Consider the following 25,492-nt stretch of genomic DNA (forward strand, 5'->3'; position numbering starts at 1 on the left):
CGGGCCTGAAAAGCTGCTTTCTTTGCCTACTTTCTTTGCAGCAGCAAAGAAAGTAGGTGCCGCCCCGCACAGGGGCAACGCTAATAGACCGACGCGAAACCGGGATCCGGCGACTACAGCAAAGAAAGTGAGTGCCGCCCCGCACAGGGGCAACGCTAATAGACCGACGCGAAACCGGGATCCGGCGACTACAGCAAGGAAAGCGAGTGCCGCCCCGCACAGGGGGCAACGCTAATAGACCGACAGACCACGGAATCCGGCGAAACAAAAAAACTGGTACAGGATTTGCCTAACCCCAAAGCCCCAAAAAAATCCCGCCAAGAAAAAGGAAGCCCATCCCGATGCCGACTCAACCAGCACGCATCTCGCCGCCCACGGCGATCACAGTCGAATCGCCTGCGCGCCTGCATCTTGGCTTCATCGATCCGAATGGCTCGCTGGGCCGCGTCTTCGGCAGCGTGGGTCTTGCGATCGACGCGCACGGCACGCGCATAACGGCGAGGCAAGCACCAGCATCCAGACGCGATGCGCACATCGAAGGCGCAACCACCGAAGCACAACGCGAACGCATCGAACACCACGTCGAGCAACTGGAAGCAGCACTGGGCAAAGGCCCAACGATCGACATCGAGGTACACGAAACCCCACGCGCCCACACGGGCTTAGGCTCCGGCACGCAGCTGGCCTTGGCCCTGGGAACCGCCTACGCCCGCGTACGAGGCCACGAAGCCACCACCGCCGATATCGCCACAATCCTCGCGCGAGGCGCGCGCTCGGGCATCGGCATACATGGCTTCGATCACGGCGGCCTGATCGTCGACGGCGGCCGCGACGCGCGCAATACCCGCCACACCTCCACGACGAAACTGCCGCCGCTCATCGCCCGCCAGCCATTCCCGGACGCATGGCGCGTCCTGCTCATCGACGACACCTCGCGCGAAGGCCTCCACGGCGACGAAGAGAAACGCGGCCTCGCATCGCTCGCACCCTTCCCCGCATCGCTCGCCGCGCACCTTTCGCATCTCGTGCTGATGCGCGTCCTGCCCGCCGTCGCGGAACACGATTTCGACACCTACGCCGACGCCATCTGCGACCTGCAACACACCATCGGCGAATACTTCGCGCCCGTTCAAGGCGGCGTGTTCGCGAGCCCCGCCGTCGCGCGCGCGCTCGAAGCCGTCGCCGCGGAGCAGAAAGCGGGCATCGGACAGACATCGTGGGGGCCGGTCGGCTTCGCGTTCGTCGCGAGCGCGCAGGACGCCGAACGCGCGCTCGCCGCCGCGCAGCGCGTCTCGCAAGGCGCACCGCTCGCGTTCACGATCGCCGCCGGACGCAATCGCGGCGCGACGTGGCGTGCGGCGGGTCATCGCCATCACGGCGCGGACGCGGCCTGAGCACGGAACGCACGTCGAACCATCCACCACGCCCAACGAGTCCATCGCCATGCCCGAAGCCACCGAAAGACCCTACGTCCTGCACATGTTCACCAGCACGCCGCAAATGAGTCCGTTCGATGTGAACATGGCCGCCGACGCGGGCTATCAGATCCTCGTGCCCTACTGCAATGTCGATGAAGACATCGTCGTGCAGCTCACGCAGGACGCGATCTTCTCGCGCGGGCCAAAAGGCGTGTCGCGCACGGGCATCTTCATCGGCGGACGCGACGTGATGCTCGCCGCCGACATGCTCGAAAAAGCCCGCAACGCGATGGTCCCGCCGTTCGAAGTCTCCGTCTTCGCCGATCCGAGCGGCGCGTACACGACCGCCGCCGCGCTCGTCGCGCTCGCGGAAAAGCATCTGCGCGCCGCGCATTCCGTCGATCTCGGCGGCAAGCGCGTGCTCATTCTCGGCGGCACCGGCGCGGTCGGACGCGTGGCCGCGGCGATGGCCGCATCGCTCGGCGCGGATGTCGTCGTCGCGAGCCATTCGAGCCAGTCGCGCGCGACGCAAGTGAGCGACGAAATCAATCGCCGCTTCGATATCGCGACTTCGGGCGTCGCGACCGGCTCGCCCGATCAGTTGCATCGCGAACTCGCGCGCGCCGAAGTCGTGTTCGCGACGGCGGTCGCGGGCGTACAGGTGATGACATCCGCCGATCTCGCCCACGCAAAAAACCTGCTGATCGCCGCCGATGTGAACGCCGTGCCGCCCGAAGGCATCGCCGGCGTCAACGTGATGGACGACGGCAAACCGCTCGCGGGCGCCGCGCGCGCGGACGCGGTCGGCATCGGCGCGCTCGCGATCGGCAACGTCAAATATCAGGCGGAGCATCGGCTGTTTTTGCGCATGCGCACCGGCGGCAAGCCCGTTTATCTCGGCTTTCCCGAAGCATTCGACGAAGCCCGCGCGATCGTCGCGGGACAAAGCTCATGATCGCAGGCGAGCTATCCCGCGCACCGCGCATCGCCGTCGCGGGTTTGTCGGCGCGGCTTCTGGCGCAATCGGCGGCGCGCGCGGGACTGAACGTCGTCGCGCTCGATATCTTCGGCGATCGCGACACGCGCGAGCACGCGGGCATGTGGTTCGATATTGGCGGCAAGGGTCTGTCGATCGATCGCGCGCGTCTCTTCGATGCGCTCGAACACGCCGCGCGCCTGCCGCGCATGCTCGGTCTCATCGTGACGAGCGGACTGGAGCCGCTCGCGGGCGAACTGAGCCGCGCGCCGCACATGCCGCGCTTCATCGGCAACGGCGCGCAGGCGGCGGCGGTGCGCGATCCGCGCCGCTTCTTCGCGCTGCTCGACGAAGCGCACATCGCGCATCCGGAAGTGCGCTACACGCCGCCCGCCGATCGCAGCGGCTGGCTCGTCAAACGTTCGGACGGCTGCGGCGGCACGCATATCGAATGGGCCGATGATGTCGGGCGCGCGCCCGCCGGCGCGTATTTTCAGCGGCTCGCGCCGGGCCGTTCGATGTCCGCGCTTTTCGTCGCCGCGCATCGCGAGGCGGCGGTCATCGGCTTCGCGGAGCAACTGACGGTCGCGGCGGGACGTCTGCCCTTCGTGCACGCGGGCTCGCTCGGGCCGGTGCGATTGTCCGCGCGCATCGCGGCGCGCATCGTCGAAGCGATTGATCGAATCGTCTGGCAAACGGATCTGACGGGGCTGAACAGCATCGACTTTCTGCTCGACGGCGACACGTTCAGCGTGCTCGAAATCAACACGCGCCCGTCATCGACGATGGCGCTCTATGAAGCCGCCTGGCCCGACGCCTGGCCGCGCGGTTTGATCGGCGCGCATCTGGATGCGTGTCTGCACGGCGAGCTGCCGCACGCGCCGGATACCGCCGCTCGCACCCCGCCGCTCCATGCGGGGCAGCGCGTCGTGTTCGCGCACGAAGGCTTCACGGCGTCGCCCGCGTTCAGCGACGCATGTTTCGACGATCCAGCGTGTCACGACGTGCCGCTCGTCGGCGCGCGCATCGAAGCGGGCCAGCCGGTCTGCACGATGACCGCGTCCGCGCCCGCGTTCTCCGATCTGCGCGACGCGCTGGATCGCGAGCATGCGCGCCTTTTGCAACGCATCGAACTCTTATCGAGACCATGACTTCAACTTTCCAGGCGGATTCGGCGGTGAGCGTCAACGCATCGAGCGAGCGGCTCGTCGCGCGTCTCATCGACGATGCCGCGCGTCTTCACGTCGACGTCACGCGCACCGATGGCGGCACCGTCATCGTCGATGCGGGCGTGGACGCCAAAGGCAGCGCCGACGCGGGCATCCTGATCGCGCGCATCTGCATGGGCGGGCTCGGGCGGGTCGCGCGGCGCAGCGCGTTCGATGACGCACCGCTTTGGCCGAGCTTCATCGAAGTGCATACGAGCAACCCGGTGCTCGCGTGCCTCGCGAGTCAGTACGCGGGTTGGAGCCTTTCCGCGACCAAGGAGCAAACGGGCGGCAAGAAATTTTTCTCGCTCGGCTCGGGGCCGGCGCGCGCGCTCGCGTGCAAGGAACCGCTCTTCGACGAACTGGGCTATCGCGACCGTCACGATCGCGGTGCGCTCGTGATGGAAGTGGACCGGCTGCCGCCGCAAGTTGTCATCGACAAAGTGCTCAACGATTGCGGCCTCGCGCCGGACAAGCTCGTCATCGCCGTGACGCCGACACAGTCTGTTGCGGGCACGGTGCAGGTCGTCGCGCGTGTCGTGGAAGTCGCGCTGCACAAGACGCATGTGCTGGGCGTCGATCTCGCGGAGATTGTCGAAGGCAGCGGCAGCGCGCCGCTTCCGCCGCCCGCGCCCGACGGCATCCAGGCGATGGGCCGCACCAACGACGCGATCCTCTACGGCGGCCGCGTGCATCTGACGGTCAAAAGCGATGCGGTCGCGAAGCGGCTCGCCGCCGAATTGCCGTCGTCGAATGCGCGCGATTACGGGCGTCCGTTCGCGGAGATCTTCACGTCGTTCAACTACGACTTCTATCAGATCGATCCGGCGCTCTTCGCGCCCGCCGAAGCGTGGGTGTCGAGTCTCGAAAGCGGCGCGACGTATCACGCCGGCAAGGTCGACAAGCCTTTGCTCGACGCGCAATGGAGCGCGTCATGAGCTTGCGCGTCGCCATCATGACCGATGAGACAGGCTGGCACACCGGCCGCCTGAAGAAAGCATTCCGCGCGCGCGATGTCGAAGCGCGTTGCGTCGATCTCGCGGATTGCCGCATCGACACGACATGGAAGCCGCACGGTCTCGCGATTCCCGGCTTCGGCCACACGCTGCCCGACGCGGTGTTCGTGCGCGGCATCGCGGGCGGCACGTTCGAGCAGGTGACGTTGCGGCTCGGCATCCTGCATGCGCTGCGCGAGAGCGGCGTGCCCGTCTATAACGATGCGCGCGCGATCGAGCGCAGCGTCGACAAGTCGATGACGAGCTTTCTGCTCAACCGATACGGCGTGCCGACGCCCGCGACGTGGGCAAGCGAATCGCCGTCGCATGCGCAGCGCGTGCTGATGCGCGAGGCGGCGGCGGGCCGGCAAGTCGTGATGAAGCCGCTTTTCGGTTCGCAGGGCAAAGGGCTGAAGAAGCCCGGCGTGACGCTGCCGTCGCTGGAACCCTTCAGTCAGGTCGCGTATCTGCAGCGTTATGTCGATGCGGGTGCGCCTGGCTTCGACTGGCGCGTGCTCGTGATCGGCGGCAAGGCGGTCGCGGCGATGAAGCGCGTCGGCGGCGAAGACTGGATCCACAACTTCGCGCGCGGCGCGATATGCGAGCCTGCCGAAATCACGCCCGCGCTCGCAGACATCTCCGTGCGCGCGACACAGGCGCTCGGTCTCGACTACGCGGGCGTCGATCTGATTCCGGCGGAAGGCGGACGGCCGGTCGTGCTCGAAGTGAACGGCGTCGCGGCGTGGCGCGGTTTGCAATCGGTGACGCCGCGCGATATCGCGGCGCTGCTCGTCGACGATTTTCTCGATCGCAAGCTGGCCGCATCGAAAGGCCCGCTTGCGCTCGCCAGCGGCGATGAGCGCGTCTGACGCCGCGCGCACCGCGTTTCTGCGCGCGTGCCGGCTCGATGTCGAGACCAGGAAGCCCGGCAACGTGAGCGTCGCGAGCGCGGGGCACAACATGACATCGGCGCAATTCATCGCGAGCGCGGGCACGGCGGCGGCGGGACTTTTCACGCCGCGCGCACGCGTGGGCGCGCGCATTCTCGACGCCGTGCGGCGGACTTTCGACGCGGTCGGCTGCAACACGAATCTGGGCATCGTGCTGCTCGCCGCGCCTTTGTGCGCCGCGCTCGAACGTTTCGATGGCGACGCTCCGATCGATGCATCGCGCTGGCGCGCGGCGACCGAGCGCGTGCTCGCGGAACTGGACGTCGACGATGCGCGCCTCGCGTATCGCGCGATCGCGCTGGCGAATCCGGGCGGCCTCGGCGACGCGCCCGAGCAGCCCGTGCATGCGCCGCCGACCGTGACCTTGCGCGCGGCGATGTCGCTCGCGGCGGATCGCGACAGCATTGCGCGTCAGTATGAGAACGGTTTCGCCGATATCTTCGGCGCGGGCCTCGATGCGGTGGGCGCCGTGTCGTCGGCGACGGAGCATCGCGCGATGCTGGAAGCGTTCCTGACGTTTCTTTCCGGCTGGCCCGATTCGCACATTGTGCGCAAGCAGGGCGCGGCGATGGCGCAAAGTGTCACGCGCGATGCGGCGATGCATCGCGCGAACTGGCACGCGGCGGGTTGTCCCGCGGAGTCGCCCGCGCTCGATCGATGGGATGCCGAACTGAAGGCGCGCGGCATCAATCCCGGCACGAGCGCGGACCTCGCGGTGGCGGCGCTTTTCGTCGCGTTGACGACGTCATCGGCGAATGCATGAAGTCTGCCCGCGCGGACCGGAAATTGGCACGGAACATGTTAGGAAGTTCGCGGTTGAGCGGTCGCATCGGCAATCCGGTGCGACCGCGAGCCTTGCGCGGCTAAAGAGGTGCCCGTCGCGAGTCGAGAGCAAGTCGCTAGTCCCTAGAACCACACATCACTGGAGGAACAGCATGGCCAAGATCAACCGCGTCCTGGTAGGAGAGTCGCTCGTCGGCGATGGCAACGAGGTGGCACACATCGACTTGATCATCGGACCGCGAGGTTCCGCTGCCGAGACCGCGTTCTGCAACGCGCTCACGAACAACAAGGACGGCTTCACGTCGCTGCTCGCCGTGGTTGCGCCGAATCTGCTGACCAAGCCGAACACGATTCTCTTCAACAAGGTGACGATCAAGGGCGCGAAGCAGGCCGTGCAGATGTTCGGCCCGGCGCAGCGCGCGGTGGCGATGGCTGTCGCCGACAGCGTGGAAGGCGGCGTCATTCCCGCCGACGAAGCCGACGACCTGTTCATTTGCGTCGGCGTGTTCATTCACTGGGAAGCGGACAACGACCAGAAGATTCACGACTTCAACTATCAGGCGACGAAGGAAGCGATTGCGCGCGCGGTGGCGGGCGAGCCATCGGCCCAGGATGTAGTATTGAAGAAGGGAACGATGTCGCATCCGTTCTCGCCGAGCTGATTTGTTGTTTGGGGCCGGTGCGTGTGGGTCTTTTGCGTGCCGGCTGTTTTGGCGTTGTTCGTTTCATAACCACGAGGCTCTTCGCATGACCCCACGTTGCTGCGCGTTGTCGGTGCTTCTTTGCCTCTCGCTGATCTCGCCGCTTTCGTTCGCCGCGACAGGCGCGGGTGGCGGGCCGCCGCCGGCGAAGACGCACGATTATCCGACCGAAGGGCGCGTGGAATACGTGCTCGGATGCATGGACGATAACGGGCACGATTTCGCCAACGTGTACAAGTGCTCGTGTGCGATCGACAAGATCGCCAAGGTGCTTACTTATGACGATTACGTCGAGCAATCTACGTTTTCTAAGTACGCTACGTTGGGTGGGGAAGGTGGGGCAGAGTTTCGCGTGGATCGCGCGAAGGCTCAAACCAAAAAGTATCGGGAATTGCAGAGGGATGCTTATAAGGCTTGTGGGATTCAGCAGAAGGCTGCTGCCAAGTGAAGTTCTTTTTGCTTGCGGTTTTCTCTCGCGCTCTTGATTTCGCCGGATCCCGTGATCGTGTCGGTCTATTAGCACTGCCCCTGTGCGGGGCGGCACAGGGGCAACGCTAATAGACCGACGCGAAACCGGGATCCGGCGAAAACCAAAGCCAAAAACCAAAAGCGAAAAAAAACCAAAAACCCATCACCCCGGCACATACCCCCGCCCGATCCAAGCAAGGCTAACAGAACCGCCGCCCCGCACATCGACGCTACGTCGTCGCTCAATCACAACACCCACAGCATCGACATCATCGAACTTGGCTGGCTTGGCCAGCGTAACCCTTACCCAATGCGCACCGAAATCCGCGATAAGCATCTGCGCGATGCGCTCCGCCAGCGCCTCCAGCAACTGCAATCCATGCGACGCAAGCAGCCCGTGAACCGCCTCCCGCACTGCCGCATAGTTGACCGTGTCCTCGATCCGATCCGTCACGCAGGCGCGCAACGACGGCACTCCGATCGCGAGGCTCATCCGCACCGGCTGCGGATCATGCAGCTCGCTCTTGTCGATGCCGATAACCGTCTGCCCCGTCAGTCCCTCGATATAAACGATGTCCATTGCAGCATGCGATAGGGACGCATCAGGTTGCGGCGCAACATACGCAGCTTCGCGGATCGGTTCGAATCGGCCCATATGTTCATCACCGCGCGAATGCGGCCCTTTATAGAAAAGAGACCCGGCGCCAATCGCCGAATCCATCCGCGAATGGCAAGCAAAAAGCGGGCGCGTTCGCATCACTCTATGCGACTACTTATTGAACCTACGCGCCTAAGGATGTACAGTTTTTGAGAACCGGTCGTTCGGGTCCGCAGACAGCACCTGAAATCTCCCGATCATCCGGCCACGAGGCGCGCCTTCAGGCACGATTGGCCGCAGCGCCAGCGTAAAACACAACAGGTTCGGCGTCGAACGGCCGCGCGAAACGCGCACCGGAATGCGGCGCAACGGAGACTTGCCCCCATGTCGTCACTTGCTGACGTAGACACGCATGTCCGGGAAGTGCTGAACATCGTCAATAATCCGCTGGCCGCGCGCCGCGCCAGCGATTCGGTCGCGCAATCGTGGCTGCGATGCCTCACGGAATTCAGGCTCGATCCAGGCCGCTTCGTCATGCCGCCCGTGCTCGCGCAGCACGAACTCAACGAGCGTCGCGAAGCCGCGAGCGATCTCATCGCGTGCTCGAAGCTCGAAATGACGACGCTCTATCAGCAACTCGCCGATCCTGAACTCGCCGTCGTGCTCGTCGATGCCGATGGCGTCATCGTGCATCAGGTGTCGTCGGTGCCGTTCGGCGAAGCCGTCGCCGCCGACGGCCTGCGCGTCGGCGCGATGTGGAGCGAGCGCGAAGCCGGTACCAACGGCATGGGCACGTGCCTCATCGAGCGCGACTGCATCGCCGTTTGTCAGCACGAGCATTTCTATCCACGCTATACATCGCTCACGTGCTCCGCCGCGCCGATCTTCGATGAACGCGGCACCGTCGTCGGCGTGCTCGATGTCACGAGCCGCTCGAAGCTGTTGCAGCAGCATTCGCTCGTGCTCGTCGGCATGTCGCGGCAGATGATCGAAAATCGTCTGATCGATGCGCGCTACCGGCACGCGAACATGATCCACTTTCATAGCCGGCCCGAGTTCGTCGGCACTCTGCATGCGGGCAAGCTCGCCGTCAGCGACGATGGCGTCGTGCTCGCCGCAAGCCGCAGCGCCCTCTTCCAGCTCGATCTGCGCTCGCCCGCCGAGCTGTGCGGCAAGCGCATCGAGGAAGCGTTCAATGCGTCGCTCGAAGACATGATCGCGCGCAGCATTCGCGGCTCGTTCCATCCGGTGACGGTCTACAGCGCGAAGGCGAACAGCCGCTTCTTCCTCACTGCGCAGACGTCGCGCGAAGGCGCGAAGGGCGCAACGCGCATCCTGATGAACGATCCGGCATCGCGCGATCTGTCCGCGCCCGGCGCGCGCGCCAAAGCGTCGAAGAAGGACGCGCGCGAGCCGGCATCGGCGGGCCGCCTCGACAAGCTCGCGCATCTGGAGTTCGGCGATCCGCGCATGGCCTCGCAGATTCAACTCGCGGCGCGCGTGATCCAGCGGAAGATCCCGATCATCTTGCGCGGCCAGACAGGCACCGGCAAGGAAGTCTTCGCCAATGCGCTGCACAGCATCAGCCCTAACGGAACCGGTGCGTTCGTCGCGGTGAATTGCGCATCGCTGCCGGAGAATCTGATCGAAAGCGAACTGTTCGGATATCGCGCGGGTGCGTTCACCGGCGCGCAGCGTGAAGGCCGTCGCGGCAAGATCGTGCAGGCGAACGGCGGCACCCTTTTCCTCGATGAAATCGGCGACATGCCGCTTGCCTTGCAAGCGCGTCTTCTGCGCGTGCTCGAAGAACACGAGGTCACGCCGCTCGGCGCGGAAACGACGGTGAAGGTGGACTTTCAGCTCATCAGTGCGAGCCACCGCAATCTCGTCGAGCTCGTGCAAACGGGCATGTTCCGCGAGGACCTGTATTACCGGCTGAACGGTATCGAGATCAATCTGCCGCCGCTGCGCGAACGCGCCGATGCGCTCGCGCTCATCGGCCATATTCTCGAGACCGAAGCCGAAGAACCGCCCGCGCTTTCCGCCGAAGCGAAGCAGGCGCTCTTGAACTATCCGTGGCCGGGCAATATCCGCCAGTTGCGGCATGTGCTGCAGATGGCGATCGCACTCTGCGACGGCCCCGAGATTCGCTGCGCGCATCTGCCGCCAGAGATCGCGAACGGCGTCGCGCCGGTCACGCAAACCGCCGCACGCACGCCGATAACCGCAGCGCCGCATCTCGCCGACGATGCCGATACGTCGTCGCTCAACGCGATCCAGGTCAAGGAGCGCGAGACCGTGCTTCAGTTGCTCGACGAGCATCGCTGGAACGTGAGCAATGTCGCGAAGGTGCTCGGCATCAGCCGCAATACGCTGTATCGCAAGATGCATCGTCTGCATATCCGGCTGTCGCACGATACGCCGGGCGCATCCGACGCATGACGCAACCCACGCCCGCCCGCCGGCTCGACGAGTTCAAGCCCGACGCGCGCTTTGCGTGGTGCGTGACGGGCTCGGGCCATATGCTCGAGGAATCGATCGCGCTCGCACGGCAGCTTCCGGGCGTCGATCTGTTTCTCTCGTCTGCCGGCGAGGAAGTGCTGCCGCTCTACGGCTGGACCGTCGCGAAACTGCGCGAGCACTTCAAGGTGTTGCGCGACAACAGCGCGAGCAGCGTGCCCGTCGGTATGATCTATAACGGCGAATATCACACGGTCGTGATCGCGCCCGCGACGAGCAACACCGTCGCCAAATGCGCGTTCGGCATCTCCGACACCCTGCCCACCAATCTCTATGCGCAAGCCGGCAAGCAATGCGTGCCGGGCATCGTGTTCGCATGCGATACCGCGCCCTCCGTCATCACGCACGCCCCGCACGAATGGGTCGAAGTGAGGCCGCGCGCGATCGAGTTCGAGAACGTCGAGCGGCTCGCGCGCTTCGCGCATACCACGGTGGCCCGCTCGCTCGACGATCTCAAAGCCGCGCTCGATCAACGCCTGGCGGACCTGAAGCTCGCATGGAACACATCGTCTTCCTGACGGGACGGCTCGCGGAGCCGAGCCTTCGGCAAGTGCTCGAAAGCATCGCGCCTGCGGCCGCAGGATCGCCGTTCACATGGGAAGTGCGCGAGATCGGCCTTCAGGTCGCGGGCCTGATGACCGCCGACATGATCCGCCGGCGCGTCGCGACGCCCTTGGGCGAAGGCACGACTCGCATGATCGTGCCCGGCCGATGCCGCGGCGATCTCGACGCCCTCACCGCGCATTACGGCGTGAAGGTCGAGCGCGGTCCCGAAGAGGTGAAGGACTTGCCGCAATTCTTCGGACGCGAGGCGCGGCATGTCGATCTGTCGCGCTACGAGACGGAGATATTCGCGGAGATCGTCGATGCGCCGCGTCTCGATCTCGACGGCATCGCGGCGCGCGCGCGCGAATACAAGCGGCAAGGCGCGGATGTAATCGATATCGGCTGTCTGCCGGAAACGCCGTTTGCTCATCTCGAGGACGCGGTCGCGATGCTTAAAGAGCAAGGCTATCGCGTGAGCGTCGATTCGATGCGTGAAGAGGAACTCGTGCGCGGCGGGCGCGCGGGCGCGGACTATGTGATGAGCCTCAACGTCGATACGCTATGGATAACTGATGAAATTGCGTCGACGCCGATACTCGTGCCGCGCGAGCCCGCGGACGTCGCATCGCTCGATGCCGCAATCGATGTGATGACGAGGCGCGGCCGCGCCTTTCTCGCCGATCCGATTCTCGATCCGATTCCGTTCGGGCTCGCGGCGTCCATCGCGCGTTACGTGTCGTTGCGCGAGCGTCATCCCGAAGTGCCGATCATGATGGGCGTCGGCAATGTGACCGAGCTGACCGAGGCCGACACGAGCGGCATCAACGCAGTGTTGTTCGGCATGGCGGCGGAATTGCGCATCGCCGCCGTGCTGACGACGTCGGTCAGCCTGCACGCGCGCCGCGCCGTTCGCGAAGCCGATGTCGCGCGTCGCGTGATGCACGCCGCGCGCGAAACGCAGACGCTGCCCAAAGGCATATCCGCCGATCTGTCCGCGCTGCACGCAAAGCGGCCGTTTCCGTACGATGCCGAAGAGATCGCCGCATTCGCCGCCGCCGTGCGCGATCCGAATTTTCGCGTGCAAGTATCGGCGGACGGCATACATGTCTATAACCGCGACGGGCATCACGTCGCCGTCGATCCGTTCGCGCTCTATCCCGCGCTGAAGATCGAAAACGATGGCGGGCACGCGTTCTACCTCGGCGTGCAGCTCGCGCGCGCGGAAATCGCGTGGCAGCTGGGCAAGCGCTTCGATCAGGATGAGCAACTCGATTGGGGATGCGAAGTCGATCGGCCCGATGAAGACCTGATGGCGTGGCATGCGCCCGGCAGCACAAAAAAGACAAGCTAAGGCTTCCATTTGATCGAGCAGCCGAGCGCGGGATATTGCGCTTCGGGCGCTTCGCCGTTTATCGCTACTGCGCGCATCGCTTCGAAGAGATCGCGGCGCGCATCGGGCAAAGCCTGCTTGCGCGACGCATCGATTCGGCCGCGATAGTTCAGGCGCAATTCGCGGTCGAAGCCGAAGCACTCCGGCGTGCAGACCGCGCCATACGCGCGCGCGATTTCCTGCGTTTCGTCGTGCAGATACGGAAACGGCAGGTTCCATTCTTCGGCGACCGCGATCATGCGATCGAAGGCGTCGTCGGTGTAGACGGCCGCATCGTTCGAATTGATGCCTGCCACGTTGACGCCGATTTCATGCAACGCGCGCGCATCGCGGATCAGGTTCGGCATCGCGGCCTTCACGTAGGGACAGTGATTGCACATGAAGACGATCACGAGGCCGTTCTCACCCTTCAGAGAATGAGGTGTGTGCATGCTGCCGTCGGTCGCGGGGAGCACGAAACGGGATGCGATCGCGCCGAGTTCGGCAGTCGGTGATTCGGTAGGCATGATGACATCGCTCCAAAAAGGTTGCTCGAACTATTCAATGGTTGACTGCAAATAGCCTAAAATGCGGTTCCGCTAACAACATGAACTACAGCGTAATCCTTAGTTTTTTGTACTTCGCATCCGCCGTTGAACATTTCTCCACGCCTTTAAGCCTTCGCGCAGCTCTCCTTTCAACGGAGCGGCGCCGCCATCATGCAAGTCATCAGTCTTTTTCTTCACCCCTCCCGCGCAGCGCTCGACAATCATCGACACTATGCCGCCTTGCATGGGTATCGCCATATCGTCATCGACGCGGCAGACATCTATCGGAACGCGCCGGCGCAATGGCTCTTCAAGTACGAGTCGCTGCTCTCCGAAATGCACCGCGCCGAAGAGGGCGAGATCGTTTTGTTGCTGAGCGAGAACGCTGCGATCGTCGAGCCGGTGCCGCTCGACTTCGTGCTCGGCGAACGCGACTGGCTGCTCACCCGTATCAAGGACGTGCGGCCTCAACCCGATGTTCAAATCTGGCGCAACACGGATCGGGTGCGCGCCGAGCTGCTGAAAGTCGTGAATCGCTGCCGGTTCGGATCGCCTATACCGCCAATCGAAACCGACCTGCTCGATGCCTTCGATGCATGCACGTTTCCTCGCGTTTGCGGTAACGCGCGGAACCCGATCTACGCGGTGCTCGCCGCCAGTGGCCCCCTCATGCCCGTATGGCCGCGGTTTCGCGTATTCGCGCTCGCTATCGCGGAAGAGCACGCCGATCTCTCGCGAACATGCGTGCATCCCCGGCTGCGGGAAGCGCTCATCGAGCATCTCAATGCACATCGCAACAACCATGCGCGTGCGTTCGAGGACGGCGCATCCGATGAAAGCACGATGACGGCCATGAGCACCTGCAATCCCGGACGGCCCGTGTCGATCACGACCGTCTACACGCCAGAGGCAGCGATCTACGGACGCATCGCAGAAGCGAACCTGCGTGAGTATTGCGAACGTCATGGCTATACCTTGTACGTGCATCGCGAGGTTCCGCGCCGCATCGCCGAACGCCTGCCGATGCGCGGCAATTGGGTCAAGCCTTTCCTGCTGCGCGAAAACCTCCCGCATCACGAATGGGCTTTCTGGCTCGACGCCGACACGCTCGTCAACGATCTCGACCGGCCGCTCGAGTCTTTCTGCAGCAGCCGCGATCTCGTTCTTGCGCGCGATGTCGGCACCTGGATTTTCAATTCAGGCGTGATGGGCTTTCGCCGCACGCCTGCGAATGCCGCGCTACTCGATCGGGTCATCGCAAGCGTCGAGAACGTCGATGACAAGCAAAGTCTCGTATCGGGCGGCGGGGATCAATGGCATTTCAATTGCGCGGTCTCGGAGCAGGCATCGTTGGGCAGCGAAGACATATGCAGCCTCGTTGACATCAACACGCCGTGGGGCTTTCGTGTGCCGTCGAGCTTTCTCGTTCACTATCACGGCATGTCGCCGCAGATGCGGGCGCTGCTCATGTCGTACGATCTTCGATTGCGCAGGGCCGAGATGGAACATGCGGGGATGGCTGTCGGTGATTCGGTAGGCATGAAATAGGTCCCAATTGTTTCGATTGGCGGTTTGGCATATTGGTGGGGCGATTGCACTCGGATAGCATCGAAGTTCTCCTTAACTATCCGAGGACACGAGTATATTTTCAGTGTCGAAGAAGCGCAGAAGGATCTGCCTAAAGCCGCCCGTCTCACCGAGCGGCGCTCCTCTCAGTGATACCGCTTCGCCATCGCCTCGAGTCCCATCGGCCTGATGCGATCCGCGTGTCCCGCGCAGCCGAACGCCTCGAACCGCTCGACGCATAAATCCCGCGCCGCCGCCGTCGCCGCCTTCAGCGCATGCCTCGGATCGAACTCCGACTTCGCCGACGCCATCGCGCGCCGCATCGCGCCGGTCATCGCGAGCCGGATATCCGTATCGATGTTCACCTTGCGCACGCCGTTCGCGATGCCGCGCCGAATTTCATCGACGGGCACGCCGAACGTCGCCGGTATCTCGCCGCCATGCTCGCGGATGATCGCGAGCCATTCCTGCGGCACTGACGACGAACCGTGCATCACGAGATGCGTATCCGGAATGCGCGCGTGAATCTCGGCGATGCGGTCGATCGCGAGAATATCGCCGGTTGGCTGGCGGCTGAACTTGTAAGCGCCGTGCGACGTGCCGATGGCGATCGCGAGCGCATCGATGCCCGTCGCCTCGACGAACGCGCGCGCTTCGTCGGGATCGGTCAGCAGGCGATCGTGACTCAGCGCGCCTTGTGCGCCGACGCCGTCCTCGTCGCCGGCGCGCCCCGTCTCCAGCGATCCGAGACAACCCAGCTCGCCCTCCACCGACACGCCCACCGAATGCGCCGCCTCGACGACGCGCCGGCTCACGTCCACGTTGTAGTCGTATTCCGCGGGCGTTTTCTGATCGGGCATGAGCGAGCCGTCCATCATCACGGAGGTGAAGCCCGAACGAATCGCCTGCTGGCAAACCGACGGGCTCGCGCCGTGATCCTGATGCAGCACCACCGGAATATCCGGATGCGCCTCGACCGCCGCCAACACCAGATGCCGCAGATACGGCTCGCCCGCATACTTGCGCGCGCCCGCCGACGCCTGCAGGATGACCGGGCTTCTCGTCGCCTCGGCCGCCTGCATGATCGCGTGGACCTGCTCCATGTTGTTGACGTTGAACGCGGGCACGCCGTAACCGTGCTCCGCCGCGTGATCCAGCAACTGCCTCAATGCGATGAAAGCCATCGTGATGTCTCCATGCAAAACGCGAAAATCATGCGGCCACGCGGCGCGCTTCGTCGACGAGCGCATCGGTCGTCACGCCGAAGTGCGCGAACAGTTCGCTGGCGGGCGCCGATTCACCGAAGCGATCGATGCCGATCACGCCGCCATTCAGCCCGACGTACTGCCGCCAGAACGCCGTGACGCCCGCTTCGATCGCGACACGCGGCACGCCTTCGGGCAGCACGCGTTCGCGCCACGCGTTGCACTGGCGATCGAACACGGTCGTCGAAGGCATCGACACGACGCGCGCGAGAATGCCCTCTTTCTTCAGCGGCTCGACGGCGGCGAGCGCAAGCGCGACTTCCGAGCCGGTCGCGATCAACACGACGCGGCGCGCATCGCGCTCGCAAGTCGAAGGCCAGTCGGCGAGCACGTAGCCGCCGCGCTCGATGCCGTCGATCTGCGCTTCGTCGCGCGGCACGAACGGCAAAGTCTGCCGCGACAACAGCAGACACGAAGGCCGGTCGCGCTCGATCGCGCCGATCCACGCCTGCATCGTCTCGACCGTATCGCACGGACGCCACACGTCGAGGCCCGGAATCATGCGCAGCGTCGCGGCGTGTTCGATCGGCTGATGCGTCGGGCCATCCTCGCCGAGTCCGATGGAATCGTGCGTGAAAACGAACACCGTTCGCGTCTTCATCAGCGCGGCCATGCGCAGCGCATTGCGCGAATAGTCGGAGAACGTCAGAAACGTGCCGCCGAACGGCAGATACCCGCGATGCAGCGCAACGCCGTTCAGCACCGCGCTCATGCCGAACTCGCGCACGCCGAAGTGGATGTAGTTGCCCTTCTCCGGCGCGGCGCTTACATCGACCGCGTCCTTCCAGCGCGTGAGATTCGAGCCGGTCAAGTCGGCCGAACCGCCGAGCAGTTCGGGCAACGCGCGCGCCAGTCCTTCGATCGCGAGTTGCGACGCCTTGCGGGTCGCGATGCTCTGTCGCGCGCGATCCGCATCGCGCACGAGCGTATGCGCCGTGTCGCGCCAGTTCGCGGGCAACGCGCCGCGCACGCGCCGCTCGAATTCGGCGGCCTCGCCCGGAAACACGCGGCGATACGCACCGAAGCGACGATTCCAGTCGTCCTGCGCCGCCGCGCCCGCCTCGCGCGCGTCCCACAGCGCGCGTATCGGCGATGGGATCTCGAACGGCGGATGCATCCAGCCGAGCGCGTGCCGCGTCGCTTCCACTTCGTCGGCGGGAAGCGGCGCGCCGTGCACATCGTGCGTGCCGGCCATCTTCGGCGCGCCGAGGCCGATCACCGTCTTGCAGCAGATCAGCGTCGGCCGGTCCGACTCGCGCGCGAGCTGCAACGCATGCGATACGTCGTCGACATCGTGGCCGTCCACCGCGCGCACGACATGCCAGCCGTACGATTCGAAGCGCTTCGGCGTATCGTCGGTGAACCAGCCGTCGACGTGGCCATCGATGGAAATGCCGTTGTCGTCGTAAAGCACGGTGAGCTTGTTCAGCCGCAACGTGCCCGCAAGCGACGCCGCTTCGTGCGACACGCCTTCCATCAGACAGCCGTCGCCCGCGAAAACATACGTGCGATGGTCGACGATCTCATGCCCCGGCCGATTGAACTCGCGCGCGAGCAAGGTTTCGGCAAGCGCCATGCCGACTGCGTTCGTCAGCCCTTGCCCGAGCGGTCCGGTCGTCGTTTCGACGCCGGGCGTCACGCCGAATTCCGGATGTCCGGGCGTCTTGCTGCCCATCTGCCGGAAGCGCTTGATCTCGTCGATGGACAAGTCATAGCCGCTCAGATGCAGCAACGCATAGAGCAGCATCGAGCCGTGCCCGTTCGACAGCACGAAGCGGTCGCGATCGGGCCAGTCGGGATCGGCGGGATTATGTTTCAGATGACGTCCCCATAACGCGACCGCGATCTCCGCCATGCCCATCGGCATGCCGGGATGACCGGAGTTGGCCTGGCTCACGGCATCGACGGCGAGCATGCGCAACGCGTTCGCCATCTGCCGCGTGTCGGGTGAGCGATGAAGTCGGGGCAATGCTTCAGCGACGGCATTCATGTGATGCCTCCTTGGATGCGATGATGAGAAACCTTTCATGCGCGCGCGCGCCGGTCGCGTAGCTGCAGGATCATCGGCGTGAAGATGAGCTGCATCGCGAGACCCATCTTGCCGCCGGGCACGACGATCACATTCGGCCGCGACATGAACGAGTCGTGCAGCATCGTCAACAGATACGGAAAGTCGATGCCCTTCGGCTTCGCGAAGCGGATCACGACGAAGCTCTCGTCGGGCTGCGGAATCTCGCGCGACGTGAACGGGTTCGACGTATCCACGGTCGGCACGCGCTGGAAATTCACATGCGTGCGCGAGAATTGCGGGCAGATGTAGTTCACGTAATCGGGCATGCGGCGCAGGATCGTATCGACGACGGCTTCATGCGAGTAACCGCGCATCGTCTGATCGCGATGCAGCTTCTGAATCCATTCGAGATTGATGATCGGCACCACGCCGACGAGCAAGTCCGCATGACGCGCGATATCGACCTTGTCGGTGACGGCTGCGCCATGCAGGCCTTCGTAGAACATCATGTCCGTGCCGGGCGTGACGTCTTCCCATGGCGTGAAGGTGCCCGCTTCCTGCTTGTAATGCACGGCTTCGCCTTCATCGTGCACGTAGTGGCGAAACTTGCCGCCGCCGGTTTCGCCGTAGGTATCGAACAGCGTTTCGAGTTCAAGCAGCAGATTCGCTTCCGGCCCGAAGTGGCTGAAGTTGACGAGACCGTCGCGTTCGCTCTGCTTCATCGCTTCGCGCATGCCGAGGCGATCGTATCGATGGAACGCATCGCCTTCGACGATCTGCGCGTTGATTTTTTCGCGCCTGAAGATATGCGTGAAGCTCTTCATGACGGTGGTGGTGCCGGCGCCGCTCGAACCGGTCACTGCAACGATCGGATGTTTGACTGACATGCGCTTGTCTCCCTGAATGTAATCGATGAGCGCCGTTTCAGATGCGGGATCAGGCTTCCGTTTCCGGCAGGAACAGCGAGCGCTCCTTGAACAAGGGCGACGTGAACGGCTTGTCCTCGCCGCGATCGTATTCGCCGTGATAGCGCTGAATGCGGTCCACTTCGTTGCGTGAGCCGAGTATCACGGGCACGCGTTGATGCAGCGCTTTCGGCTCGACATCGAGAATGCGTTCGCGCCCGGTGATCGACAGCCCGCCCGCCTGCTCGACGAGAAAGCTCATCGGGCTGGCTTCATACAGGAGACGCAGGCGGCCTTCCATCGCTGGCGTCTTGAAGTCGCGCGGATACATGAACACGCCGCCGCGCATGAGGATGCGATGCACTTCCGCGACCATCGATGCGATCCAGCGCATGTTGAAGTCCTGCGCGCGGCATCCGGTGCGGCCGTCCTTGCATTCCTGCACGTAGCGGCGCACGGGGGGTTCCCAGAACCGCTCGTTCGATGCGTTGATCGCGAACTCGCACGAATCCTCGGGAATGCGAATATCGGAATGCGTGAGCACGAAGTTGCCGACATCGCGTTCGAGCGTGAAGCCGTGCGTGCCATTGCCGACGGAGAGCACGAGCATCGTCGACGGGCCGTAGATCGCATAGCCTGCCGCAACCTGCTCGCGGCCCGGACGCAGAAACGCTGCATCGTTGGGCGCGTCGCTTTCGTCGCTCGCGCGCCTCAACACCGAGAAGATCGATCCGACTACGCCGTTGATATCGATGTTGGACGAGCCATCGAGCGGATCGAACGCGAGCAGATACTCGCCACGCGGATACGGCTCGGGAATCGCGTAGACGTCGTCCATTTCTTCCGACACCATGCCCGCGAGCAGACCGTCCCATTCGCAATGCTGCAGGAAGATATCGTTGGTCACGAGGTCGAGCTTCTTTTGTTCCTCGCCATGCGTATTGATCGATTGTGCCGAGCCGTGCTGTCCGCTCAACGCGCCGCGCGTCAATGCGGCCGCGATCGTCTTGATCGATGCGGCCACGTCGATCAACAGCGCGGAGAGTCCGCTCGCCGCCTCGGGTCCGGGCTTGCGGTCGAGCGTGTCGATCAGGAACTTCGATAAGGTCGTGCGTCCATCCTGCATCGCGTTCTCCTTCGAGTTATGAATCGGTGAACACGCGGCTCGCGCGGATATCGCTGGCGTCGAGTTGCATCAGCGCGTTGGCATCGGCGACACCGTTGCCGCTTTCGGCCGCGGCGAACAGCCGGTTCGCCTGACGCAGTCGCGCGCGATCCAGCGCATTGCGCACCGAACGCGCGTTGGCGAAGTTCGGCTGTCTGATGCGATGCGCGAGATAGTCTTCGAAGGCGCATCGCGCGGCGTCGTCGAAGCGGTAGTGCATGTCGCGCAGCATGTGCTCGGCGATTTGCAGAAGCTCGCCGGGCGCGTAGTCCGGAAATACGAGGTGATGCGCGATGCGCGAACGAAAGCCCGGGTTGCTATGAAAGAACGTCTCCATGCGCGACTCGTATCCCGCGAGGATCACGACGAGGTCGTCGCGCTGGTTCTCCATCGTTTGCAGCAGGATTTCAATGGCTTCCTGTCCGTAGTCGCGTTCGTTTTCCGGGCGATACAGGTAATAGGCCTCGTCGATGAAGAGCACGCCGCCCATCGCACGCTTGAGCACTTCGCGCGTTTTGGGCGCGGTATGGCCGATGTACTGGCCGACGAGATCGTCGCGTGTCACCGAGACGAGATGATTGCGGCGGATATAGCCCAGGCGATGCAGCACTTGCGCCATGCGCAGCGCAACCGTGGTCTTGCCGGTTCCGGGATTGCCCGAGAAGCACATGTGCAGCGTGGGCGCACCCGATGCGATACCGAGTGTCTCGCGGGCGCGCTCCACGAGCAGATGGGCGGCGATCTCGCGGATGCGCGTCTTGACCGGCGCGAGGCCGATGAGATCGCGGTCCAGTTCCGCCAGTACTTCGCCGATGCGCGATTCGCGATAGAGCGCCATCAGGTCGGCGTGCATCGCTTTCGCTTGCGGCGCTTCTTCGAGCGTGGCTTCGGCGTTCATGGTCGGTGTTCCTCATCAATAACGCTCGCCGCTCGGGCGATCGGTTGCGTAGGTGCGGATCGCATAGCGCTGGATGCGGCTTCTGTCGTCCTGGCGTTCGAGTCGGAAGCCTCGTTCTTCCGCTGGGCGATTCACCATGAACGAGAGGCGCATCGTTTCGAATCCGCGGACGGAGTCGAAGGCGTTCACCTTGATGTAGTGGTTCGGATACGTCTTGCGGCATTCGTTCACTTCCATCAGCACGCCGGCGGCATCGTGGAGGTCGAACATGGGGAGGCCCCACATTTCCCAATACGTATTCCTTGGATGGGGATCGTCGGTGTATTCCACCGAGCAGGCCCAGCCTTGCTCTAACGCGTAATTGATCTGTGCGGATATTTCTTCGTCGGTTAATGGTGGCAGGAAGGAGAATGTTCCTTGGGTGATGTTCATTTCGGCATCCTTAGGTTGATTGGTTCATGCTGCTTCTATGAAATCCTGTGTTCGCGGCGGTCTATTAGCGTTGCCCCTGTGCGGGGCGGCAGTCACTTTCTTTGCTGCTGCAAAGAAAGTAACCAAAGAAAGCAGCTTCCGATACGCCCGCGGTCACACGCAATTTGGGTAGTCCTCTCGTCCATCGTGGGCTGCCTAAAGAGTGCCCTCATAGGCCCCATCGTGCTTGGCTCGCGCACGGTCCGTCTCATCGCACCACACAACAAACCGGTTCAGCACCAAATAGCTCCAGCCCGCTGCGCGGCCGACCGGTCAAGCGGGGAGGCATGCGCTTCTTCACTAACGCCTCCATCTCACTGCACTTGCCTCACGTTGGTTTCCCTTGCGGACCCGGCGGCAGCGCGTAGCGCTGTGCCGAAGCTGTTTCGTGCTGAACCAGTGTCCTCAACACCTTCGGGCGGCAGACCGTGCGCGATCCAAGCCCGGTTAGTCCTTCGAGGGCACTCTTTAGGCGAGTGCCGCCTGGGACGAGAGAACTACCCAACGTGCGTGTGACCGCGGGCCTGAAAAGCTGCTTTCTTTGCCTACTTTCTTTGCAGCAGCAAAGAAAGTGAGTGCCGCCCCGCACAGGGGCAGTGCTAATAGACCGACACGAACACGGGATCCGGCGACAACAACAACAACAACAACAACAAACCTCTTAAACCCCCGCCGTAGCAGTAACAGCAAAATCCGGCGTATCCGTCGACGCATAGTTGAAAGTGACATCGCGCCAGGTATCGAGCGCCTGCTGCAACGGCGTACACCTCCGCGCGGCGGTTTCAAGAATATCGGGGCCTTCACGAGCAATATCCCGCCCTTCATTCCGCGCTTTCACCATGGCTTCGAGCGCGACGCGATTGGCCGTCGCCCCGGCCTGAATCCCTTGCGGATGTCCAATCGTCCCGCCGCCGAATTGCAGAATGCAGTCATCCCCAAAGAGATCGAGCAACTGATGCATCTGCCCTGCGTGAATCCCGCCCGATGCCACCGGCATCACCTTGCGCAACCCCGCCCACGGTTGATCGAAGAAAATTCCTCGCGACAGATCAGGCTCATTGCGCGCCTCGCGGCACACGTTGTAATAGCCCTGCACCGACAACGGATCGCCTTCCAGCTTGCCGACGGCAGTGCCCGCATGAGCATGATCGACGCCCGCCATCCGCAGCCACTTCGCGATCACGCGAAACGAGATGCCATGATTGCGCTGCCGCGTATAAGTCCCATGTCCCGCGCGATGCAGATGCAGGATCATGTCGTTGCGACGCGCCCACTTCGACATCGACTGAATAGCGGTCCAGCCGATCACGAGATCGATCATCACGATGCACGACCCGAGCTCCTTCGCGAATTCCGCGCGCTCGTACATGTCTTCCATCGTGCCGGCCGTCACGTTCAGATAGTGACCCTTCACTTCGCCGGTCTCGGCTTGCGCGCGGCTCACCGCTTCCATCGCGAAGAGGTAACGATCGCGCCAGTGCATGAACGCCTGCGAATTGATGTTCTCGTCGTCCTTCAGAAAATCGAGCCCGCCTTTCAAGCCTTCGTACACGACGCGCCCATAGTTCTTTCCCGACAAGCCGAGCTTCGGCTTCACGGTCGCACCGAGCAGCGGACGTCCGTATTTATCGAGCCGCTCGCGTTCGACGACGATGCCCGTCGGCGGTCCCTGAAACGTCTTCAGATACGCAACGGGAATACGCATGTCTTCGAGCCGCAGCGCCTTCAACGGCTTGAAGCCGAACACATTGCCGATGATCGACGCCGTCAGGTTCGCGACCGATCCCTCTTCGAAAAGATCGAGTTCGTACGCGATGTAAGCGAAGTACTGCGGCTCGTCGGCGCGCGCATTCGGCACCGGTTCGACGCGATACGCCTTCGCGCGGTACATGTCGCATGCAGTGAGACGGTCGGTCCACACGACCGTCCATGTCGCCGTCGACGATTCGCCCGCCACGGCCGCAGCCGCTTCCTCCGGCTCGACACCCGCTTGCGGCGTGATGCGAAAGAGCGCGATGACGTCGGTGTCCTTCGGCGTGTAATCGGGCTGCCAGTAGCCCATCTCGCGATACTTCATGACGCCGGCCGCATAGCGCGAGCGCGGATCGGACGGATTGCGCACCGCCTCGACGGCGGCCTTGCTGAAGTCGTTCATTCCGTTTCCTCGACAGTGAGATGAGAGTGGCGTCGCGGTGCTGCTCGAAGCGATCGCCGCTTGTGAACCGCGCCCTGCTGTCATTGCAGAGTAAGCACGCGTCGCACAGAAAGGAATTCACGAATTACTTGCCCGGGCTTAAGCGATGCCTTAGTCGGGAATAGCCCTGATGCGTTTATGAACGAAGCAATGGGACACTGTGTTCTGATTTCGTCACAGTCGGCGCGCATGATGAGCGAGCCGCGCTCTTCGGCATCCGCTTCATGTCATTGGCATGGCGCTTGCATCGTCGAAGGGCCGGCCCCCTCCCGGCCGCCAGGCGGATTCGTCCGCATCGGCAAATCATCGAAGCGGTATCGAGGCATCAACCCGACTCATCTGGAGGAACGCCCATGCAATGGACTACGCCGAGCTTCACCGATATGCGTTTTGGTTTTGAAATCACGATGTATATCGCCACCCGCTAAACGCGGACCGAACCCGCACGAAGCCGCATCGAAGCGATGGCGGCTCTTTCGTGCGGCTACGAATACTTTCGCCGACCATCATGATTTACGAGACCATCGTCACGACCGCGGATCGCGATGGCCGGCCGCATATCGCGCCGATGGGCGTGCGCTTCGAAGAGGGCCTCGCGATTCTTGCGCCGTTCCGTCCGTCGACGACGCTCGATAACGTCATCGCGACGAAGAGCGCCGTCATCAATCTGACGACGGACGTGCGCGTGTTCGCGGGCTGCGTGACGGGCATTGCGCGCGACTGGCCGACGGTTGCCGCGAGCACGGTGCCAAGCGTGCGGCTCGCATCGACGCTCGCGCATATCGAGCTGCGTCTCGCCGAACTTCTCGATGACGAAGCGCGCCCGACGTTGCGCATGGAATGTGTGCATCGCGAGACGCATGCGCCGTTTCCGGGCTTCAATCGCGCGCAGGCGGCGGTTGTCGAAGGCGCGATTCTCGTGAGCCGGCTGTTCATGTTGCCGCCTGAAAAGGTGGATAGCGAGGTGGCGTATTTGCGGATCGCCATCGACAAGACTGCGGGCGACGCCGAGCGCGAGGCCTGGCAATGGCTTTTGCAGGCGATCGAGGCGCATCGCGCGAAGGCTGTGAGCTGACGCGTTTTCCGTAGCCATCCCTCTGGAGTTTCGACGATGACCGCATTGCTCGCGAGCGTCCGCTCGGCCGACGAAGCCTTCGATGCGGCGGACGCCGGCGCCGAACTGATCGACCTGAAGGAGCCGGGCGCGGGCGCGCTGGGCGCTGTTGCGATCGGCGATATCGCGCGTATCGTGGGGGCGTTGCGTGCGCGGTATGCGGTGCGGCCGATCAGCGCGACCATCGGCGATTTGCCCAACGATGCGCTCGACGAGATGACCGCGCGCGTGCTCGATGTCGCGGCTACGGGCGTCGATTATGTGAAGGTCGGGGTGTCGCCCGGGGCGGGCGCTTTTGCGTGCTTGCGGCATCTGGCGAGCTTGCCGGCGGCTGTCGTGCCGGTGTTGTTATCCGACGATGGCGTGGATCGCGAACTGGCCGCGCTTGCGGCGCAACTGGGTTTTGTGGGCATCGTGTTCGATACGGCGAGCAAGGACGGGCGCACGTTGTTCGATTGCGTCGATGTGGGGGCGCTTGCTTCCTGCATCGGCGATGCGCGCAAGCGGGGGACGATGATTGCCGTCGCCGGGTCTCTGCGTTGGGACGATCTCGACAGGATTCGTTTGCTCGCGCCGGATATTGCCGGGTTTCGTGGGGCTCTTTGCGATGAGCGCGATGGACGTACTGGGAGGCTTGATCCGCTTCGCGTCGAGAAGTGGGTTCGGGCTTTGCATCTTGCTCGTTGAGCGTCTGTTATTCGGGGGCTTTTTCGCAGGATCCCGGTTTCGCGTCGGTCTATTAGCGTTGCCCCTGTGCGGGGCGGCACTCACTTTCTTTGCTGCTGCAAAGAAAGTAAGCAAAGAAAGCAGCTTTTCAGGCCCG

Annotated in this window: 24 protein-coding genes; 15 read left to right on the forward strand and 9 right to left on the reverse strand. The window is 63.5% G+C overall.

The window, feature by feature from the left end:
* The first annotated feature begins 341 nt into the window (after positions 1 to 341).
* The 8 genes from NCS03_RS19690 to NCS03_RS19725 all read left to right on the forward strand — a co-directional run bounded on the left by NCS03_RS19690 (position 342) and on the right by NCS03_RS19725 (position 7,479).
* Positions 342 to 1,394 (forward strand): beta-ribofuranosylaminobenzene 5'-phosphate synthase family protein, encoded by a 1,053-nt coding sequence (locus NCS03_RS19690; protein ID WP_008354358.1) that lies wholly within the window; start codon positions 342 to 344, stop codon positions 1,392 to 1,394.
* A 49-nt stretch (positions 1,395 to 1,443) separates the two neighbouring features.
* Complete coding sequence (locus NCS03_RS19695) at positions 1,444 to 2,373, forward strand: NAD(P)-dependent methylenetetrahydromethanopterin dehydrogenase (RefSeq protein WP_008354357.1); 930 nt, start codon at positions 1,444 to 1,446, stop codon at positions 2,371 to 2,373.
* Positions 2,370 to 3,545: an ATP-grasp domain-containing protein gene (locus tag NCS03_RS19700; protein ID WP_008354355.1), complete on the forward strand. Its 1,176-nt coding sequence runs from the start codon at positions 2,370 to 2,372 to the stop codon at positions 3,543 to 3,545. The genes NCS03_RS19695 and NCS03_RS19700 overlap by 4 nt, the downstream gene beginning before the upstream one ends.
* The gene (mch, locus tag NCS03_RS19705) at positions 3,542 to 4,540 is read left to right on the forward strand and encodes a methenyltetrahydromethanopterin cyclohydrolase (protein WP_250529631.1); all 999 of its coding nucleotides are present in this window, start codon (positions 3,542 to 3,544) and stop codon (positions 4,538 to 4,540) included. Before NCS03_RS19700 ends, mch begins: the two co-directional genes overlap by 4 nt.
* Entirely contained in the window at positions 4,537 to 5,466 is a 930-nt protein-coding gene (locus NCS03_RS19710; RefSeq protein ID WP_008354353.1) for an ATP-grasp domain-containing protein, read from the forward strand. The genes mch and NCS03_RS19710 overlap by 4 nt, the downstream gene beginning before the upstream one ends.
* The gene (locus tag NCS03_RS19715) at positions 5,453 to 6,310 is read left to right on the forward strand and encodes a triphosphoribosyl-dephospho-CoA synthase (protein WP_175982838.1); all 858 of its coding nucleotides are present in this window, start codon (positions 5,453 to 5,455) and stop codon (positions 6,308 to 6,310) included. Before NCS03_RS19710 ends, NCS03_RS19715 begins: the two co-directional genes overlap by 14 nt.
* 172 nt (positions 6,311 to 6,482) lie before the next feature.
* Positions 6,483 to 6,992 (forward strand): formaldehyde-activating enzyme, encoded by a 510-nt coding sequence (gene fae / locus NCS03_RS19720; RefSeq protein WP_250529632.1) that lies wholly within the window; start codon positions 6,483 to 6,485, stop codon positions 6,990 to 6,992.
* An 85-nt stretch (positions 6,993 to 7,077) separates the two neighbouring features.
* Complete coding sequence (locus NCS03_RS19725; RefSeq protein ID WP_008354350.1) at positions 7,078 to 7,479, forward strand: hypothetical protein; 402 nt, start codon at positions 7,078 to 7,080, stop codon at positions 7,477 to 7,479.
* A 183-nt stretch (positions 7,480 to 7,662) separates the two neighbouring features.
* Here the strand turns inward: NCS03_RS19725 and NCS03_RS19730 are convergent, their stop codons facing one another.
* Complete coding sequence (locus NCS03_RS19730) at positions 7,663 to 8,154, reverse strand: dihydroneopterin aldolase (protein WP_075583615.1); 492 nt, start codon at positions 8,152 to 8,154, stop codon at positions 7,663 to 7,665.
* A gap of 327 nt (positions 8,155 to 8,481) precedes the next feature.
* Between NCS03_RS19730 and NCS03_RS19735 the strand changes: the two genes are divergently transcribed.
* The 3 genes from NCS03_RS19735 to NCS03_RS19745 are packed head-to-tail and all read left to right on the forward strand — an operon-like array spanning position 8,482 to position 12,514.
* Positions 8,482 to 10,539 (forward strand): sigma-54-dependent Fis family transcriptional regulator, encoded by a 2,058-nt coding sequence (locus NCS03_RS19735; protein WP_250436148.1) that lies wholly within the window; start codon positions 8,482 to 8,484, stop codon positions 10,537 to 10,539.
* Complete coding sequence (locus tag NCS03_RS19740) at positions 10,536 to 11,135, forward strand: flavoprotein (RefSeq protein ID WP_008354346.1); 600 nt, start codon at positions 10,536 to 10,538, stop codon at positions 11,133 to 11,135. The genes NCS03_RS19735 and NCS03_RS19740 overlap by 4 nt, the downstream gene beginning before the upstream one ends.
* Entirely contained in the window at positions 11,114 to 12,514 is a 1,401-nt protein-coding gene (locus NCS03_RS19745; protein WP_250529633.1) for a DUF6513 domain-containing protein, read from the forward strand. The genes NCS03_RS19740 and NCS03_RS19745 overlap by 22 nt, the downstream gene beginning before the upstream one ends.
* Here NCS03_RS19745 and NCS03_RS19750 read toward each other — a convergent pair.
* Positions 12,511 to 13,059 (reverse strand): thioredoxin family protein, encoded by a 549-nt coding sequence (locus NCS03_RS19750; protein ID WP_250529634.1) that lies wholly within the window; start codon positions 13,057 to 13,059, stop codon positions 12,511 to 12,513. The two genes, NCS03_RS19745 and NCS03_RS19750, sit on opposite strands and share 4 nt — an antisense overlap.
* A gap of 192 nt (positions 13,060 to 13,251) precedes the next feature.
* On the opposite strand from NCS03_RS19750, the gene NCS03_RS19755 reads away from it, so the two are divergent.
* Positions 13,252 to 14,628, forward strand: a complete 1,377-nt coding sequence (locus NCS03_RS19755) for a glycosyltransferase family protein (protein ID WP_250503154.1) — start codon at positions 13,252 to 13,254, stop codon at positions 14,626 to 14,628.
* Between the two features lie 164 nt (positions 14,629 to 14,792).
* Here the strand turns inward: NCS03_RS19755 and fba are convergent, their stop codons facing one another.
* The 7 genes from fba to NCS03_RS19790 all read right to left on the reverse strand — a co-directional run bounded on the left by fba (position 14,793) and on the right by NCS03_RS19790 (position 23,516).
* Positions 14,793 to 15,830 (reverse strand): class II fructose-bisphosphate aldolase, encoded by a 1,038-nt coding sequence (gene fba, locus NCS03_RS19760; protein WP_008354342.1) that lies wholly within the window; start codon positions 15,828 to 15,830, stop codon positions 14,793 to 14,795.
* 28 nt (positions 15,831 to 15,858) lie between these two features.
* A complete protein-coding gene (tkt, locus tag NCS03_RS19765; RefSeq protein WP_250529635.1) occupies positions 15,859 to 17,901 on the reverse strand; it encodes a transketolase in 2,043 nt (680 codons plus the stop codon).
* A 35-nt stretch (positions 17,902 to 17,936) separates the two neighbouring features.
* Entirely contained in the window at positions 17,937 to 18,809 is an 873-nt protein-coding gene (locus tag NCS03_RS19770) for a phosphoribulokinase (protein ID WP_175982833.1), read from the reverse strand.
* Positions 18,810 to 18,858: 49 nt separating this feature from the next.
* Positions 18,859 to 19,953: a class 1 fructose-bisphosphatase gene (locus tag NCS03_RS19775; RefSeq protein ID WP_008354339.1), complete on the reverse strand. Its 1,095-nt coding sequence runs from the start codon at positions 19,951 to 19,953 to the stop codon at positions 18,859 to 18,861.
* A gap of 16 nt (positions 19,954 to 19,969) precedes the next feature.
* Entirely contained in the window at positions 19,970 to 20,890 is a 921-nt protein-coding gene (gene cbbX / locus NCS03_RS19780; protein WP_250436154.1) for a CbbX protein, read from the reverse strand.
* Between the two features lie 15 nt (positions 20,891 to 20,905).
* Entirely contained in the window at positions 20,906 to 21,322 is a 417-nt protein-coding gene (locus tag NCS03_RS19785) for a ribulose bisphosphate carboxylase small subunit (protein WP_008354337.1), read from the reverse strand.
* Positions 21,323 to 22,022: 700 nt separating this feature from the next.
* Entirely contained in the window at positions 22,023 to 23,516 is a 1,494-nt protein-coding gene (locus NCS03_RS19790) for a form I ribulose bisphosphate carboxylase large subunit (RefSeq protein ID WP_008354336.1), read from the reverse strand.
* A gap of 392 nt (positions 23,517 to 23,908) precedes the next feature.
* On the opposite strand from NCS03_RS19790, the gene pqqA reads away from it, so the two are divergent.
* The 3 genes from pqqA (at position 23,909) to NCS03_RS19805 (ending at position 25,356) form a co-directional block, all read left to right on the forward strand.
* Positions 23,909 to 23,983 (forward strand): pyrroloquinoline quinone precursor peptide PqqA, encoded by a 75-nt coding sequence (gene pqqA, locus NCS03_RS19795; protein WP_008354335.1) that lies wholly within the window; start codon positions 23,909 to 23,911, stop codon positions 23,981 to 23,983.
* Between the two features lie 80 nt (positions 23,984 to 24,063).
* Positions 24,064 to 24,630 (forward strand): DUF447 domain-containing protein, encoded by a 567-nt coding sequence (locus tag NCS03_RS19800; RefSeq protein WP_008354334.1) that lies wholly within the window; start codon positions 24,064 to 24,066, stop codon positions 24,628 to 24,630.
* 36 nt (positions 24,631 to 24,666) lie between these two features.
* Complete coding sequence (locus tag NCS03_RS19805) at positions 24,667 to 25,356, forward strand: (5-formylfuran-3-yl)methyl phosphate synthase (protein WP_033536730.1); 690 nt, start codon at positions 24,667 to 24,669, stop codon at positions 25,354 to 25,356.
* Positions 25,357 to 25,492: the final 136 nt, after the last annotated feature.

The sequence above is a fragment of the Caballeronia sp. ATUFL_F1_KS4A genome (assembly GCF_023630905.1).
Taxonomy (GTDB): Bacteria; Pseudomonadota; Gammaproteobacteria; order Burkholderiales; family Burkholderiaceae; genus Caballeronia; species Caballeronia zhejiangensis.

What these genes read in the sequence shown, in the direction of transcription:
- NCS03_RS19700 (WP_008354355.1), top strand. Translation starts at nt 2,370, where the DNA reads ATGATCGCAGGCGAGCTATCCCGCGCACCGCGCATCGCCGTCGCGGGT.
- NCS03_RS19750 (WP_250529634.1), bottom strand. Translation starts at nt 13,059, where the DNA reads ATGCCTACCGAATCACCGACTGCCGAACTCGGCGCGATCGCATCCCGT.
- NCS03_RS19695 (WP_008354357.1), top strand. Translation starts at nt 1,444, where the DNA reads ATGCCCGAAGCCACCGAAAGACCCTACGTCCTGCACATGTTCACCAGC.
- NCS03_RS19790 (WP_008354336.1), bottom strand. Translation starts at nt 23,516, where the DNA reads ATGAACGACTTCAGCAAGGCCGCCGTCGAGGCGGTGCGCAATCCGTCC.
- NCS03_RS19785 (WP_008354337.1), bottom strand. Translation starts at nt 21,322, where the DNA reads ATGAACATCACCCAAGGAACATTCTCCTTCCTGCCACCATTAACCGAC.
- NCS03_RS19730 (WP_075583615.1), bottom strand. Translation starts at nt 8,154, where the DNA reads ATGGGCCGATTCGAACCGATCCGCGAAGCTGCGTATGTTGCGCCGCAA.
- NCS03_RS19740 (WP_008354346.1), top strand. Translation starts at nt 10,536, where the DNA reads ATGACGCAACCCACGCCCGCCCGCCGGCTCGACGAGTTCAAGCCCGAC.
- fae (WP_250529632.1), top strand. Translation starts at nt 6,483, where the DNA reads ATGGCCAAGATCAACCGCGTCCTGGTAGGAGAGTCGCTCGTCGGCGAT.
- NCS03_RS19710 (WP_008354353.1), top strand. Translation starts at nt 4,537, where the DNA reads ATGAGCTTGCGCGTCGCCATCATGACCGATGAGACAGGCTGGCACACC.
- fba (WP_008354342.1), bottom strand. Translation starts at nt 15,830, where the DNA reads ATGGCTTTCATCGCATTGAGGCAGTTGCTGGATCACGCGGCGGAGCAC.
- NCS03_RS19735 (WP_250436148.1), top strand. Translation starts at nt 8,482, where the DNA reads ATGTCGTCACTTGCTGACGTAGACACGCATGTCCGGGAAGTGCTGAAC.
- NCS03_RS19770 (WP_175982833.1), bottom strand. Translation starts at nt 18,809, where the DNA reads ATGTCAGTCAAACATCCGATCGTTGCAGTGACCGGTTCGAGCGGCGCC.
- NCS03_RS19725 (WP_008354350.1), top strand. Translation starts at nt 7,078, where the DNA reads ATGACCCCACGTTGCTGCGCGTTGTCGGTGCTTCTTTGCCTCTCGCTG.
- mch (WP_250529631.1), top strand. Translation starts at nt 3,542, where the DNA reads ATGACTTCAACTTTCCAGGCGGATTCGGCGGTGAGCGTCAACGCATCG.
- NCS03_RS19755 (WP_250503154.1), top strand. Translation starts at nt 13,252, where the DNA reads ATGCAAGTCATCAGTCTTTTTCTTCACCCCTCCCGCGCAGCGCTCGAC.
- cbbX (WP_250436154.1), bottom strand. Translation starts at nt 20,890, where the DNA reads ATGAACGCCGAAGCCACGCTCGAAGAAGCGCCGCAAGCGAAAGCGATG.
- tkt (WP_250529635.1), bottom strand. Translation starts at nt 17,901, where the DNA reads ATGAATGCCGTCGCTGAAGCATTGCCCCGACTTCATCGCTCACCCGAC.
- NCS03_RS19690 (WP_008354358.1), top strand. Translation starts at nt 342, where the DNA reads ATGCCGACTCAACCAGCACGCATCTCGCCGCCCACGGCGATCACAGTC.
- NCS03_RS19775 (WP_008354339.1), bottom strand. Translation starts at nt 19,953, where the DNA reads ATGCAGGATGGACGCACGACCTTATCGAAGTTCCTGATCGACACGCTC.
- NCS03_RS19805 (WP_033536730.1), top strand. Translation starts at nt 24,667, where the DNA reads ATGACCGCATTGCTCGCGAGCGTCCGCTCGGCCGACGAAGCCTTCGAT.
- NCS03_RS19715 (WP_175982838.1), top strand. Translation starts at nt 5,453, where the DNA reads ATGAGCGCGTCTGACGCCGCGCGCACCGCGTTTCTGCGCGCGTGCCGG.
- NCS03_RS19800 (WP_008354334.1), top strand. Translation starts at nt 24,064, where the DNA reads ATGATTTACGAGACCATCGTCACGACCGCGGATCGCGATGGCCGGCCG.
- NCS03_RS19745 (WP_250529633.1), top strand. Translation starts at nt 11,114, where the DNA reads ATGGAACACATCGTCTTCCTGACGGGACGGCTCGCGGAGCCGAGCCTT.